Annotated in this window: 12 protein-coding genes; 4 read left to right on the forward strand and 8 right to left on the reverse strand. The window is 75.4% G+C overall.

Translation table 11 applies throughout. The annotated features are described in order from the left end of the window. Positions 1 to 43 precede the first annotated feature (43 nt). Positions 44 to 2,143: a cellulase family glycosylhydrolase gene (locus HDA31_RS17640; protein WP_178064343.1), complete on the forward strand. Its 2,100-nt coding sequence runs from the start codon at positions 44 to 46 to the stop codon at positions 2,141 to 2,143. Positions 2,144 to 2,245: 102 nt separating this feature from the next. On the opposite strand, the gene HDA31_RS17645 is transcribed toward HDA31_RS17640, so the two are convergent. Then, positions 2,246 to 3,073: a PIG-L family deacetylase gene (locus HDA31_RS17645; protein ID WP_178064342.1), complete on the reverse strand. Its 828-nt coding sequence runs from the start codon at positions 3,071 to 3,073 to the stop codon at positions 2,246 to 2,248. Positions 3,074 to 3,146: 73 nt separating this feature from the next. Between HDA31_RS17645 and HDA31_RS17650 the strand changes: the two genes are divergently transcribed. After that, positions 3,147 to 3,860 (forward strand): hypothetical protein, encoded by a 714-nt coding sequence (locus HDA31_RS17650; protein WP_178064341.1) that lies wholly within the window; start codon positions 3,147 to 3,149, stop codon positions 3,858 to 3,860. A 118-nt stretch (positions 3,861 to 3,978) separates the two neighbouring features. Here HDA31_RS17650 and HDA31_RS17655 read toward each other — a convergent pair whose 3' ends face one another. After that, a complete protein-coding gene (locus HDA31_RS17655) occupies positions 3,979 to 4,797 on the reverse strand; it encodes an IclR family transcriptional regulator (RefSeq protein WP_246384572.1) in 819 nt (272 codons plus the stop codon). A 132-nt stretch (positions 4,798 to 4,929) separates the two neighbouring features. Here HDA31_RS17655 and HDA31_RS17660 point away from each other — a divergent pair, with 132 nt between their 5' ends. Together HDA31_RS17660 and dmpG are read left to right on the forward strand one after the other, a co-directional pair. Continuing rightward, positions 4,930 to 5,865, forward strand: coding sequence for an acetaldehyde dehydrogenase (acetylating) (locus HDA31_RS17660; protein ID WP_178064340.1), 936 nt, complete (start codon positions 4,930 to 4,932; stop codon positions 5,863 to 5,865). Next, a complete protein-coding gene (dmpG, locus tag HDA31_RS17665) occupies positions 5,862 to 6,875 on the forward strand; it encodes a 4-hydroxy-2-oxovalerate aldolase (RefSeq protein WP_178064339.1) in 1,014 nt (337 codons plus the stop codon). The genes HDA31_RS17660 and dmpG overlap by 4 nt, the downstream gene beginning before the upstream one ends. A gap of 26 nt (positions 6,876 to 6,901) precedes the next feature. On the opposite strand, the gene HDA31_RS17670 is transcribed toward dmpG, so the two are convergent. From HDA31_RS17670 to HDA31_RS17695, 6 genes are all read right to left on the reverse strand, one after another. Beyond that, positions 6,902 to 7,729: a hypothetical protein gene (locus HDA31_RS17670; RefSeq protein ID WP_178064338.1), complete on the reverse strand. Its 828-nt coding sequence runs from the start codon at positions 7,727 to 7,729 to the stop codon at positions 6,902 to 6,904. Next, positions 7,726 to 8,235, reverse strand: coding sequence for a sigma-70 family RNA polymerase sigma factor (locus HDA31_RS17675; protein WP_074478772.1), 510 nt, complete (start codon positions 8,233 to 8,235; stop codon positions 7,726 to 7,728). Before HDA31_RS17675 ends, HDA31_RS17670 begins: the two co-directional genes overlap by 4 nt. A 103-nt stretch (positions 8,236 to 8,338) precedes the next feature. Further along, positions 8,339 to 8,992 (reverse strand): hypothetical protein, encoded by a 654-nt coding sequence (locus HDA31_RS17680; protein WP_178064337.1) that lies wholly within the window; start codon positions 8,990 to 8,992, stop codon positions 8,339 to 8,341. A 156-nt stretch (positions 8,993 to 9,148) separates the two neighbouring features. Continuing rightward, positions 9,149 to 10,768 (reverse strand): PucR family transcriptional regulator, encoded by a 1,620-nt coding sequence (locus tag HDA31_RS17685; RefSeq protein WP_219825030.1) that lies wholly within the window; start codon positions 10,766 to 10,768, stop codon positions 9,149 to 9,151. Positions 10,769 to 10,842: 74 nt separating this feature from the next. Further along, complete coding sequence (locus HDA31_RS17690; RefSeq protein WP_178064336.1) at positions 10,843 to 13,575, reverse strand: molybdopterin-dependent oxidoreductase; 2,733 nt, start codon at positions 13,573 to 13,575, stop codon at positions 10,843 to 10,845. Then, the gene (locus HDA31_RS17695; protein WP_178064335.1) at positions 13,572 to 14,405 is read right to left on the reverse strand and encodes an FAD binding domain-containing protein; all 834 of its coding nucleotides are present in this window, start codon (positions 14,403 to 14,405) and stop codon (positions 13,572 to 13,574) included. The genes HDA31_RS17690 and HDA31_RS17695 overlap by 4 nt, the downstream gene beginning before the upstream one ends. Positions 14,406 to 14,410: the final 5 nt, after the last annotated feature.

A 14,410-nucleotide genomic window follows, 5' to 3' on the forward strand; every position in this document is an offset into this window, starting at 1 on the left:
CCGCGTACCCCCTCACACGCGCCACCATGGCGAGGAGTCCCTGATGAGTTCGCAGTACCTCGGAAAGACACGCCGACGCATCGGCCTGATCGCCGGCGCGGTCGCCGCGCTGATGATGGCGGGCACGATGGTCGCCGGCAACGCCCAGGCGGCGGCCGGCTGCCGGGTGGCGTACGCGGTGCCGTCCCAGTGGCAGGGCGGCTTCACCGCCGACGTGTCGGTCACCAACCTCGGCGACGCGATCGACGGGTGGACGCTGGGCTGGACGTTCCCGTCCGGCCAGCGGGTCACCCAGGCGTGGAACGCCACGGTCACCGCGTCCGGTGACCAGGTCACCGCGAAGAACCTGAGCTACAACGCGGCGATCGCCACGAACGGCTCGGTCTCCTTCGGCTTCAACGGCTCGTGGTCGGGCAGCAACACCGCGCCGACCTCGTTCACCCTCAACGGGGTGGCCTGCACCGGCAACGTGGGCGGCACGCCGACGCCGACCCCGACCACCACCCCTCCCCCGTCCCCGACACCCACCACCTCGCCGTCGCCGTCCCCGGGTGGCGACCCGATGGCCACGGTCGCGGCGATGCAGCCCGGCTGGAACCTGGGCAACACCTACGACGCCATCCCCGACGAGACCGCCTGGGGCAACCCGCCGGTCACCCAGGCCCTGCTCCAGAAGATCCGGTCCCAGGGCTACCGCAGCATCCGGATCCCGGTGACCTGGAGCAACCACCACGGGCCGGCGCCGACGTACCCGCTCGACCCGGCCTGGCTGGCCAAGGTCCGGCAGGTCGTCGACTGGTCGCTCGCGGAGGGCCTCTACGTGCTGGTCAACCTGCACCACGACTCCTGGCAGTGGATCAACACCTACCCGGGCGACCGCACGAACGTGATGAACCGGTACACCGCCCTGTGGACCCAGCTCGCCACCACCTTCCGGGACTACTCCTCGAAGCTGACGTTCGAGAGCATCAACGAGCCGCAGTTCACCGGCACGTCCGGGGACGCCCAGAGCGACGAGATGCTGCGCGAGCTGAACGTCGCGTTCGTCCGCCTGATGCGCCAGTCCGGCGGCAACAACGCCACCCGGCTGCTCGTGCTGCCCACCCTCTACACCAACTCCAACCAGGAGCGGCTCGACGCGCTGACGGCCACGATCGACCAGCTCGGGGACCGCAACATCGCCGCGACCGTCCACTTCTACGGCTGGTGGCCGTTCAGCGTCAACATCGCCGGCGGCACCCGCTACGACGCCAACGTCGAGCAGGACCTCGTCGACGGCTTCGACCGCGTCCAGCGGACGTTCGTCTCCCGGGGCATCCCGGTGATCGTCGGCGAGTGGGCGCTGCTCAGCTACGACTACACCCGGCCCGGCATCATCGAACGCGGCGAGCTGCTCAAGTTCTTCGAGGCCGTCGGCTACCACGCCCGGATCCGCAAGCTCACCACGATGCTCTGGGACGCGGGCTCGTTCCTCGACCGCAACACGCTGCAATGGCGGGACCAGGGCATCTACGACATGATGAAGGCGAGCCTGACCACCCGCTCCGCCACCGCCTCCGCGGACCAGGTCTACGTGCCCCGCACCGGCGCCGTCACCAGCAGGTCGCTCACCCTGAACCTCAACGGGGCCACGTTCCAGGGCCTCCGGCAGGGCAGCACCAACCTGGTCAACGGCACCGACTACACCGTCTCCGGCAGCACCCTCACCCTGACCGCCTCGGCCCTGACCCGGCTGGTCGGCAGCCGCGCCTACGGCGTCAACGCCACCATCGAGGCCCGCTTCTCACAGGGCGTGCCGTGGCAGATCAGCATCATCACCTACGACCCACCGACCCAGGCGGCGGCCACCGGGACGACCAGCTCGTTCACCATCCCCACCCAGTTCCGCGGCGACCAGCTCGCCACCATGGAGGCCACGTACGCCGACGGCAGCCCCGCCGGCCCGGCCAACTGGACCCCCTACAAGGAGTTCTGGTCCAACTTCCAGCCCGACTACACGGCGAACACGATCATCATGAAGCCCGAGTTCTTCGCCGAGGTCAAGGACGGCCCGGTCACCCTGACGTTCCACTTCTGGAGCGGCACGAAGATCAAATACCAGGTGACCAAGTCCGGGACGTCGGTCACGGGCGCGCCCGCCTGACCCGCGCCCGGCAACAGGCGGGGCCCGCAGCCAAGCGGCTGCGGGCCCCGTCGCGTCGGGGGACAGCGGGGAACACGGCCCGCCGGGGCGGGCGCGTCCGCCTCAGCGCAGCCCGGCGAACAGGTCGCTCTCGGGCGTCGGCGCGCCGGTCGTGTCGCGGACCCGGACGAAGGTCTCCACGCCCATCAGCTCGGTGAACCGCTCCTGGCCCAGTTGCAGGAAGAAGATGTTCTCGGCCTGGCTGGCGTGGGTGGCCAGCGACGCGAACTTCTGCGCGCCGTAGGCGCTCGTGTCCACCCAGGTGGTGATCTCCTCGTCGGGCAGGCCGAGCGGCGGCAGCTCCACCTGCCCCTCCGGCACGGGAAACTCGATGCCCATCTCCGCCATCACGCGGCCGAACTCCGCAAACGCGCTGCGCGGCACGGTGGTCCAGTAGACCTTCGCCGGGATGCCCGTGCGCTCGACGGCGGCCATGGTGATCCGGTGCGCCTGGATGTGGTCCGGGTGGCCGTAGAAGCCGTTCTCGTCGTAGGTGACGACGACGTCGGGCCGGTAGCGCCTGATCAGCCCGGCCAGCCGGTCGGCCGCCTCCGCCACCGGCGTGTTCCAGAACGCGTGCGGCGCGTCGTTGGCCGCCCAGCCCATCATCCCGGAGTCGGCGTAGTCCAGCGTCTCCAGGTGCGTGACCTTCAACGCCTCGCAGCTGGCCGCCAGCTCGGCCCGGCGCATCGCCACCACGGCCTGCGGGTCGTGCCCCTCGTCGCCCGGCTTGACGCCGCCGGGGCCGTCGCCGCACCGGCCGTCGGTGCAGGTCACGAGCACCGTCGTGACGCCCTCCGCCGCATAGCGGGCGAGGACGCCGCCGGTGCTGGTCGCCTCGTCGTCGGGGTGCGCGTGCACCGCCATCAGGGTCAGGGTTCGCTGGGCCACCCCACCACGATACGGGGCGGGCCCCGCCCACTAGCATTGCCGCGGTCCACGACGTCTGCTGAATCGAGGCGAGATGCGTTGGCTGCGGCAGTTGCTGGGTGGCAACCGGGTCCAGCTCGACCCGGAGCGGCAGCAGACACTGCTGCGCGACGTCCGAAACCGCTACGGCGCCCGCTCGCCGCAGCGGTTCCCCGAGCAGGCCGAGGCGATCGCCCGGCTGCTGGACGACGACGACGGGCTGGTGGTGGCGGCCCGGATCCTGGGCGAGGCCGCCGACGAGGCCCATGCGGCGCTACAGGCCCAGGTGCACGACGTGCACCGGCGCACGGGCCGGCGGCTGCTGCTGCACCGGCGCAACTACCGGCCGCTGTGGAAGGAGGCCGGCCCCTCGCTGCGGTGGCCCCTGTTCGCGCTGCCGTCCGGCCTGCACCCGTACGCGCAGGTGGCCGCAGCCGCCACGGTGGTCGGCAGCCGGGCCGCCCGGCTCGACCGGGTGACCGACCCGACCCCGCTGGTGACCCACGTGTTCGAGGTGCTCGACCTCACCACCGCCGGCTGGGAGTACGGCCGGGTGCGGGTGGACACCGACGCCGCCGCCCTGGCCGAGCGCCTGATCTCGGCCGCCGGCCGGGTCCTCGCCACCATGGACGACCCGCCCCGGCTGCCGCCCGCCGTGCGCGAGCTGATGCGCCGCAACAACACCCTCGACGTGCACGACCCGGCCGGGCCCCGGGTCGTCGGCGGGTTCAACCCGGGCGCGCGGATGCGGGAGGTCCTGCTCGCCTGAGCCACGCGTCGGCCCCGGCCGGGGCCGCGTGGCGCGGCACCGAGCCGGCGCGGTCGGCCGGGGCGTCCGCAGTGGCCGCCGGTGTCCGCAGTGGCCGCCGCGCGCCGGGGCGGCCGGCTCACCGGCGCGGGCCGGCCCGGGACAGGACGCGGGAGAGGGCGAGGCTGGCGGTGCGCACCGCCGGGGCGAGCCGGGCCGGCGGCGCCTGGTGCGCGGGCACCGAGATGGACAGCGCGGCGACGATCCGGCCGTGCACCAGGACGGGCGACGCCACGCAGGACAGCCCGGGGGCGGCCTCCTGCCGGTCGTAGCCGACCCCGCAGCGGCGGATCCGGGCCAGCTCGTCGGCGAGCCGCCCGGGGTCGGTGACGGAGTGCGCGGTCAGCCGGGGCAACGGCTGCGCCAGCACCTCGTCGACGAGCTCCTGCCCGGACCAGGCGAGCAGCACCTTGCCGACGCCGGTGCAGGTCAACGGCAGGCGTCCGCCGACCCGCGCCGGGGTGTCGATGCCCGTGTGCCCGCGGATCCGGTCGGCGTAGACCACGTCGAGGCCGTCGCGGACGGCGAGGTGGATGGTCTCGTGGGTGGCCTCGTAGAGGTCCTGGAGGAACGGCAGCGCGGCCTCGCGCAGGCGCAGCTTGACCGGCACCAGCTCGCCCAGCTCGAACAGCCCGATGCCGAGCCCGAACCCGACGGGGGCGCGTTGCAGCAGCCCCAGCCCGACCAGTTGCTCGGCCAGCCGGTGCACGGTGGCCTTCGGCAGGCCCGTGCGCCGGGACAGCTCGGTCAGGCGCAGGGCCTCCTCCCCCGGGCGGAACGCGCGCAGCAGCCGTACCCCCCGGTCGAGCACGTTGCCCCGGCCGGGGCCCGCCGGGGCGGGCGGCGACGCCCCCGGGCCGTCCGTGTCGGCGAATCCCGCCGTGTCGTTCCGTGGCATGGAACACGAGGTTGCCAGCCGGCCGGCGCGGCGTCTACACCTGGAGGCCGGATGCCGGGCACCCCGGCAGGCCCGTTCCGCCGGGCGCGACGGCCGGGTGTCCGTTTCGTCCCAGGCCAGGGAGCAGGAGACATGCCCAAGACGAAGGTCGCCATCATCGGCTCCGGGAACATCGGCACCGACCTGATGATCAAGATTCTGCGGGGGGCGGAGACGATGGAGGTGGCCGCCCTCGTCGGCATCGACCCCCGCTCCGACGGACTGGCGCGGGCGGCCCGGCTCGGCGTGCCGGTCGTCCCGACCGGCGTGCGGGGGCTGCTCGACCACCCCGACTTCGGCGACGTCCGGATCGTGTTCGACGCCACGTCGGCGCAGGCCCACCTCGCCAACGACGCCGCCCTGCGCGGGGCCCGCCTCACGCTCGTCGACCTGACGCCGGCGGCGATCGGCCCGTACGTGGTGCCGCCGGTCAACCTCGACGAGCACCTCGGCGCGCCCAACCTGAACATGGTCACCTGCGGCGGCCAGGCCACCATCCCGATGGTCGCGGCGATCTCCTCGGTCGCCACCACGCACTACGCCGAGATCGTCGCGTCGATCTCGTCGCGCTCGGCCGGCCCCGGCACCCGGGCGAACATCGACGAGTTCACCGAGACCACCGCGCGGGCGATCGAGCGGGTGGGCGGGGCCCGGCGCGGCAAGGCGATCATCGTGCTGAACCCCGCCGAACCGCCGCTGATCATGCGCGACACCGTCTTCTGCGTCGTTGACGACTGCGACCGCGACGCGGTCACGGCGGCCGTGCTGGCCATGGTCGGGAAGGTCCGGGAGTACGTGCCCGGGTACCGGCTCAAGCAGGACGTCCAGTTCCGCAGGATCACGGCGGGCAGCCCGGAGGCCGACCTCGTCCCGCACGCCCCACCCGGCGACCGCTGGGTGGTCAGCGTGTTCCTGGAGGTGGAGGGGGCGGGCCACTACCTGCCCACGTACGCGGGCAACCTGGACATCATGACCTCCGCCGCGCGGCAGGTCGGCGAGCGGCTGGCGACGGCGGTGACGGCCCGATGAGCACCCGGATCTACGTCCAGGACGTCACCCTCCGCGACGGCATGCACGCCATCCGGCACCGCTACACCCTCGACCAGGTCCGGGCCGTCGCCGCGGCCCTGGACGCGGCCGGCGTCGCCGCGATCGAGGTGTCGCACGGCGACGGGCTGGCCGGCAGCAGCCTCAACTACGGCCCCGGGGCGCACACCGACTGGGAGTGGATCGAGGCCGCCGCCGAGGTGGTCGGGCGGGCGACCCTCACCGGCCTCCTGCTGCCCGGCATCGGCACCGTGCGCGAGCTGCGGAAAGCCTGGGACCACGGCATCCGCTCGATCCGCATCGCCACCCACTGCACCGAGGCGGACATCGCCAACCAGCACATCGCCGCCGCCCGGGAGCTGGGCATGGACGTCTCGGGGTTCCTGATGATGTCGCACCTGGCGTCGCCGAAGGTGCTCGCCGAGCAGGCGCGGATCATGGAGGCGGCGGGCGCGCACTGCGTCTACGTCACCGACTCCGGCGGCCGGTTGACCATGGACGGCGTCCGGGAGCGCGTGCGCACGTACCGCGACGTGCTCGCGCCGCAGACCCAGATCGGCATCCACGCCCACCACAACCTGGGCCTCGGCGTGGCCAACTCGGTCGTCGCCGTCGAGGAGGGGGTGTACCGGGTCGACGCGTCCCTCGCGGGCCAGGGCGCCGGGGCCGGGAACTGCCCGATCGAGGCGTTCGTCGCCGTCGCCGACCTCACCGGCTGGGAGCACGGCTGCGACCTGTTCGCGCTCATGGACGCGGCCGACGACCTCGTCCGCCCGCTCCAGGACCGCCCGGTGCGCGTCGACCGCGAGACGCTGACCCTGGGGTACGCCGGCGTCTACTCCAGCTTCCTGCGCCACGCCGAGGCCGCCGCGGCCGAGTACGGCCTCGACACCCGCAGCATCCTCGTCGAGGTGGGCCGGCGGCAGCTGGTCGGCGGCCAGGAGGACATGATCGTCGACATCGCGCTCGACCTGCGACGGCAGCGCCCGTAGCGGCCGGCGCGGCCCCGCCCGGGGGTTCAGTCCGGCGCGGACCCGTTGTCGACCAGGCGGAACCGGTCGGTCACGGGCGCGTCGCCGGCCTCCTCCAGGATCAGCCCCCGCGTCGGCGAGTGTTGCAGGTACGCCGACTGGCTGCTGATCGCGTACGCCGAGCCGTCGCGCACGACGGTGAACCGCTGCCTCGGTTCGTCCGGGGCGCATGCGGCCGCCTCGACCCGCAGCGGCTCGCTGCCGGAGGACCGGACCTCCCAGCAGGTGTCGGTCCCGTCGGGGCCGGGCTCGGCGGCGCGGATCTGGTAGCCGTCCCCCTGCGGCGCGAACACGAACAACTGGCGGCCCTCGTCGCCGTCGACCTCCGCCAGCCGGCCGTCGTCGAGCAGCGACACGCCACCCTCCGCGGCCACCCGCACGATGGTGACCTGACGCTGTCCCGACAGCACCCGGTCGCCGACCGGCGGGCCGGACGATCCGGTGGGCGGGGCGGACGTGCCGCCGGTCGGCCCGGACGCCGTGTCGTCCGGGCCGGGCGACGTGCGCTCCGGCGTGGGCGAGAGGCGATCCGGCCCGGGTGACGTCGGCTCCGGCCAGGGCGACGCGGCCGGGGCGGAGGTGGGGCCCGCCGGACCGATCGGGACGGGCTGCGGCGGGCCGCCGGACCCGGCGAGGGCGACACCCGCGCCGAGCGCGACGACGGCGAGGGCGGCGAGCGACACCGAGGCCGCCCGGCGTCGCCGGCGGCGGGCGTCGCCGCGCCGCCGGACGTCGGCGGCGGCGGGGACGCCCCCCTGCCCGCCGTGGCCCGCCAGCGCCCGCAGGGCGTCGGCGAGCTGGTTGTCGGAACTCATGACCGCGCCCTTTCGTCCACCCCGTGGTGCTCCGGTTCGGTCAGGTGCGCGGCCAGGGCCCGCCGGCCCCGGGCCAGCCGCGTCTTGACGGTGTTCTCGTTGGCGCCGACCTCGGCCGCGATCTCGGCCACGCTCAGCCCGACCAGGTGGTGCAGCACCACGGCCCGGCGCTGCTCGGCGGAGATGTGCCGCAGCGCGGCCACGATCGCGACGTGGTCGACCGAGGCGGCGTCGACGCGTTGCTCGGTGGCCTCCCGGCGGTGGGCACGCATCCGGTTGACGGTCTTGCGCCAGGCGCTCACCGCCACCCGGTACGCAACCCGGCGCACCCACGCCTCCGGGCTGTCGCACCCCCGCACCACGGCCCAGCGGTCCCAGGCCCGGGCGTACGCCTCGGCCACCGCGTCCTCGGCCTCGGCCCGGTTGCCGACCATCGCATACAGCTGTCCCAGCACCCGGTGGGCGGACGCGGAGTAGAAGGCGTCGAACTCCGCAGCGTCACGCATCGGTCAAAGTCTCCACCAGACCTGGTCGGTTCGGTAAACGGGGTCCTCCCGGGTGACGTCGGCGGCCCGGCCGGGGAACGGCCGGCCGGGCCGCCGACGGTGGTCACCGCCGCGGGGCCGGTCCGGTGTCGTTGAACCGGAAGCTGCTGGCCGGCGGGGCGTCGCCCAGCTCCTCCAGGATCAGCCCGGAGCGCGCCGAGTCGCGCAGGTACGCCCACCGGTTGCTGATCAGGTACTCGCGCGCCCCGCCGCCGGGGGCGGGCGCGATGGCGAACCGCTGCGCCGGGTCGTCCGCCCGGCAGGGGGCTCCGGCGACGTACAGCGGCTGGCCGTTGTCCGGGTTGCGCGCCTGCCAGCAGACCGGCTGCCCGGTGCCGCCGCCGTAGTACGCCTTGATCAGGTATTCGCCCGCGCCCAGCGGGGTCGGCACGAACACCTGCCGGCCACGGTCGTCGTCCACCTCCGCCAGCCGCCCGCCGTCGAGCAGGGACAGCCCCGACTCGAACGACCCCACCCGGACGATCGTGACCCGGCGCTTGCCCGACAGCAGCGGGTCCTTGCTCGCCCGCGGCACCGGGACCGCCGGGGCCGCGGCACGGGGTGCCACCTGCGGCACCGCCCCGGCCGCCACCGGCGCCGGCGCCACCCCGGACGGCGCGGCGTCGCCCGCGGACGCCGACAACGCCCCGTAGAGCGTCGCGGCGGCACCGGTCAGCACCACCAGGCCCGCCCCAGCGAGCCACCTACGCACCAACACCGTTACCTCCCCACCGCCCCGGCTCCCCGGGGCCCAGGCCGAGACCGGCCAGCCCTGCCGGCTGGCCGTCCTCACTCGACTCGACCTGATGACGCGTGCGGGGGCCGGCAGGTTTCAGCAGCCGGCGCGGAAAAGCGTCGGCGGCCCCCGCCGGGGTCAGGAACCGGACGGCTCGCCCAGCCGCAGGGCCAGGAAGAGGTCCACCCGGTCGGCGAACCGGTCGAGGTCGCGGCCGGTGAGCCGCTCGATCTGGCCGATCCGGTACCGCAGGGTGTTGACGTGCACGTGCAGCGACTCGGCGCACCGCCGCCAGGCCCCGTTGGCGGACAGGAACGCGTTGAGGGTGTGCACGAGGTCCGTGCCGTGCTGCCGGTCGTAGCCGGTCAGCGGGTCGAGCAGCCGGGACCGGAAGGCGCGCTGGGTGTCGGCCGGCACCCCGGCGAGCAGCATCAGGTGGGAGGCCACCTCGTCGGAGCGGACCACGGCCACCGGCCCGGGCCGGGCCGCCGCCGCGCGCAGGGCGTGGGTGGCCTCCTGCACGAGACCCGGCAGCGCCGTGCCGGCCCGGCCGGGGGTGCTGATGCCGACGGCGAGCCGCCCGGGGCCCAGCCCGGCCGCCAGGACGTCGAGGGCGTCGCGGAGCGCGCCGGCCACGCTCGCGGCGGTCGGCCCCGACGCGGCGTCGCCCACGACCGCCAGCACGGGCGCGTCCGGCGCGCCGGGCAGCGCCGCCGTCACGGCCGCCGGCAGGCCCGTGGCGCGGACCGCCTCCCGCAGCACGGCCAGGGCCAGCGCCGGGGGCGTCCGCAGGCCGGTCAGGGTCGCGGCCAGCGCGACGAAGCCCCGGTCCGGCGACAGCCCGCAGGCCCGCAGCCGGGCCCGCAGGTCGGCCTCGTCGCCGTCGCCGGCCAGCGCCCGCCCCACCTGGTCGGCCAGGCGTTGCTCGACGCGCTCGGCCTCGTCGGCCTGGGTCCGTTCCAGGGCGACCACGTCGACCAGCTCGGCCAGCGCGTCACCACCGGGCTCCGGCCCGGCCGGCGGCTCCGGCCCGCTCGGGGCCCACCCCTGCGGGACGGCCGGGGCGCAGGCGAGCAGCCAGGACGCCATCCGGTGCTCCGGGGACCCGGTGATCGCGGTGACCGACACCGGGACCCCGTCGACCCGGGTGGTGAACGGCAGCCGGGGGGCCGTCAGGAAGGCGGCGCACAGGTCCCGGGCGGCCGGGGCCGGCAGCGGGGCGGTGCCGGCGATCCGCCGGCCGGCCGGCGAGAGCAACCAGCAGCGTACGCCCAGGTCGGCGGCGATGGCCGGCAGCAGGTCGGGCAGCCGGGCCCCGGCGGTCATCGCCGCGACCACCCCGCGCTGCCGGCCGAGCACGGTGGCCAGCCCGTTGGCCCGTTGCTTCCACACCGACGGCGCGAACGCCTCGATCACCTCGCGGAAGGACACCTCCACCGGGACCTCGAAGAGGGGCACGCCGTGCCGGCGGCACGCCTCGACCAGGTCGGCCGGCACCCGGCCCAGGGCCGCGTGGCCGGCGCCGATCGCGGCGACCCGGGCCGTGGCGCAGGCCCGGACGAAGTTCTCGGCGTCGGTGGCCCCCCGCCGCCACATCAGGCCGGTGAGCACCACCTCGCCGCCGCAGAGGTAGCGGCGGGGGTCGGGCAGGTCGGTGACGAAGACCTGGGTCACCGGCCGGTCCAGCCCGTCGTCGCCGGTGAGCAGGGTCAGCCTGAGGGCCGGCAGGGCCAGGGCGTCGCGCAGCAGCATCGTCATCCCCGTCGTCGAGGAACCCGATCGGAAAACGGTAGGACGGTGAGGTTTCCGTTTCGTATCGGATCCTCGCCGGTTCACGGCGGAACGCGCCGGCCGTCCTGCCCGGACAGGCGTTGCCAGACCCGGTCGCGGGTGAACGGCAGGTCGGTGAAGCGGACCCCCGTCGCGTCGCGCAGGGCGTTGGCCATGGCCGCGGCGACCGGGTTGAACGGGCTCTCGCTCATCGACTTCGCCCCGGCCGGCCCCAGCGGGTCGGCGGTGCGGGCGAAGTGCACCTCCGTGCGCGGCACGTCGGCGAAGGTCGGCAGGTGGTAGTCGCGGAAGCCGGTGGTGGTCACCCGGCCCTCGGCGTCGAGGCGGACGTGCTCGGCGAGGGTGGCCCCGAGCGCCTGCGCCACGCCCCCCTCGACCTGGGCGCGGCACTGCATCGGGTTGAGCACGGTGCCGGCGTCCGCGGCGTGCACGCTGCGCAGCACCCTGATCTCGCCGGTCTCGGGGTCGACGGCGACGCGGAACCAGTGGACGTTGAACGCCACCGACCGTTCGGCCCCGTCGGCGTGCCCGGTGGCGGTCGGCGGGACGCCCCGGGCGGCGGCCAGCCGGTGCAGGTCGGCCAGGGGCAGCGGCTCGCCGCCGCCGTGGACGGCGTCGGGGCCCAGCCGCAGGCCGCCGGGCCCGCCGGGGCGGGCCCCGGCGGCGAGGTCGAGCAGCAGCGCGCGCAGGGCCGTCGCCGCCCGGAGCACGGCGGTGCCGGCCACCGTCGTGGCGGTCGAGGCGAACGCGCCGGTGTCGTGCCCGACCAGCGCGGTGTCCGACTGCCGGACCCGGATCCGGTCCACTGTGGTCCCCAGCACGTCGGCGGCGATCTGCCGGTGGACCGTGGTGGAGCCGTTGCCGAACTCGGCCGTCCCCACGTCGAGCTGGTAGCCGCCGGTGGGGGTGAGGCTCAGCCGGGCCCGGCCGTGGTGTCCCCCCGGCGGGCCGGTCGCGATCATGGCCAGCGCGGATCCCTCGCCGACCTGCCATCCCGCCGGCGCGCCGGCCCCGGTGTCCGGCTGCGCCGCCGCCGAACGGACGACGTCGAGGCACTGGTCCAGGCCGTAGCTGCGGATCGCGAGGTCGTCGGGGTGCCCGGCCGGGGTGATCAGGTCGTCGCCGTCGCGGACGGCGTTGCGGGCACGGAACTCCTCCGGCGCGACGCCCAGCCGGCGGGCCAGCTCGTCGACGGCGGACTCGACGGCGAAGGAGACCTGGCCGAGGCCGTATCCCCGGAAGGCCCCGGCCGGGACCGTGTTGGTGTAGACCGCGTAGGCGTCGATCCGCTTGGCGGGGCACCGGTAGACCGCCACCGACTCGGCGCAGCCGTGGAAGAGCACCCCCGGCCCGTGGTTGCCGTACGCGCCGGTGTCCGAGACCACCCGCAGCCGCAGCGCGGTCAGCGTCCCGTCGCGGCGGCCGCCGACGCGGACCCGGACGGTGAACGGGTGCCGGGTGGTGGCGGCGGTGAACTGCTCGGCCCGGGTGAACTCCAGCTTCACCGGCCGCCCGGTGCGCAGGGCGGCGAGCAGCGCCACGTCCTCGACCAGCATCTCCTGCTTGCCGCCGAAGCCGCCGCCGATCCGGCCGGCGACCACCCGGATCCGCTCGGGCGGCAGGTCGAAGATGCCGGCGAGGGCCCGCCGGGTCAGAAACGGCGTCTGGGTGCTGCTGCGCACGACGATCCGCCCGTCCGGGTCGAACGAGACGATCGCGCAGTGCGTCTCCAGGTGCGCGTGCTGCACCCGCTGGGTGCGGAACGTCTCCTCGTAGACCACGTCGGCGGCGGCGAACCCGGCGGCCACGTCGCCGCACTCGCCGTGCAGCTCGGCGGCCACGTTCCCGGCCGGTCGGGCGATGCGCGACCGCGCGTCCTTGTCGCCGTGGATCGCCGGCGCGTCCGACCGCATCGCCCGCTCGGGGTCGGTGACGGCGGGCAGCGCCCGGTAGTCGACGCGGACCAGGGCGCAGCCCTGCTCGGCGGCGGCCTCGGTCTCGGCGACCACGGCGGCGACCCGCTGCCCGACGTGCCGGACCACGTCGTCGAGGACGCGGGTGTCGGCCGGGTCGTCGGCGGCGTTCTCGTGCTGGGCGGTGGAGAAGAGGGCCGCCGGGGCGTCCCGGTGGGTGAGCACGGCGAGCACGCCGGGCACGGCCAGGGCCGCGCTCGCGTCGATGCCGACGATCCGGGCGTGCGGGACGGTGGAGCGGACCAGCCGGACGTGGGCGAGGCCGGGCACCGAGACGTCGGCGGTGAACCGGGCCGCGCCGGTGACGATGTCGGGCCCGGCCGGGGCGGGCAGGTTGCGGCCGACCGTCTCGCCCGCCGGCGCGTCCTCGGTGGTGCGGACGCCGTGCAGCGCGTCGGCGATCGACCGGTATCCGGTGCACCGGCACAGGTTGCCCTTGAGCGCGGCGGGCAGGTCGGCGCGCTGCGCCTCGTCGAGGGCGACGGCGGTCATGATCAGCCCGGCGGTGCAGAAGCCGCACTGGAAGCCCTGGGCGTCGAGGAACCGCTGTTGCGTCTCGGCCCCGCCGGGCACCGCGGCGACGCCCTCGATGGTGGTCACCTCACGGCCGACGGCCCGCACCGCGGGATAGAGGCAACTGTGCACGGGCACGCCGTCGACGTGCACCGTGCACGCCCCGCAGTCGCCGGTGTCGCAGCCCTTCTTCACCCCGAACCAGCCCTGTTCCCGCAGGTAGCCGCGCAGGCACTGGCCGCCGGCCGGCGCGACGGCGCACGGCTGGCCGTTCACCCGCACGCTCACCGCGCCGTCACCTGCGCCAGCTCGGCGCGGACCTGCTCGGCCAGCCGCAGGGTCATCCGCCGCCGCCACGCCGGCAGGCCGTGCACGTCGTCGTACCAGTCCCCGGCGGGGATCCGGGCGTCCAGCAGCTCGGCCAGCTCACCCGGCCGGGGCGGGCCGGGCAGGGCGACGCCGACCGGCCGCCGGGTGGCGGCGGTCACGGTGAGGGTGACCGCGCCGGTGTCGGGGTCCCGGTGGCCGACGACGAGCGCCGCCGAGCGGCCGAGCGGGTGCAGCGACGCCCGGCGCAGCGCGAACCGGCCGCCCAGCACCCGCGCGGGCAGGCGGATCGTGTGCAGGTACTCGTCGGGGCGCAGCACCGTGACGCCCACGTCGCGGACCAGCTCGGTCGCCGGCACGCGTCGTCGCCGCCCGGCCAGGTCCCGGATCAGGCAGCTCCCCTCGGCGGCGGTGACCAGCGAGATCATCGGCCCGGCCGGCAGCGCCGCGCAGAGGTTGCCGCCGACCGTCGCGACGTTCCACACCTTGAACGAGGCGAGGAACGCGTCGCAGCAGCCGCGCACCAGCGGGCCCAGCGACGGCCAGCGCGGCGGCGGCGCGTACCGGGACAGCTCGGCGACGGTGCAGGTCGCGGCGATGTCGAGGCCCGGCTCGGCCGGGTCGGGGCTGAGCCGCAGCGGGGGCCAGGCCAGGGCGGTGAGGTCGCGCAGCCGGCGCGCCTGCGGCTGCGGCTGCGCGAAGAGGTGGGTGCCGCCGCCGAGCCAGCGGTCGCCCTCCCGCCACGCGTCGGCGTCCGCGGCGATCACGTCCTGCACGGTGAACAGGTCCACAGGCT

Source organism: Micromonospora carbonacea (assembly GCF_014205165.1).
GTDB lineage: Bacteria > Actinomycetota > Actinomycetes > Mycobacteriales > Micromonosporaceae > Micromonospora > Micromonospora carbonacea.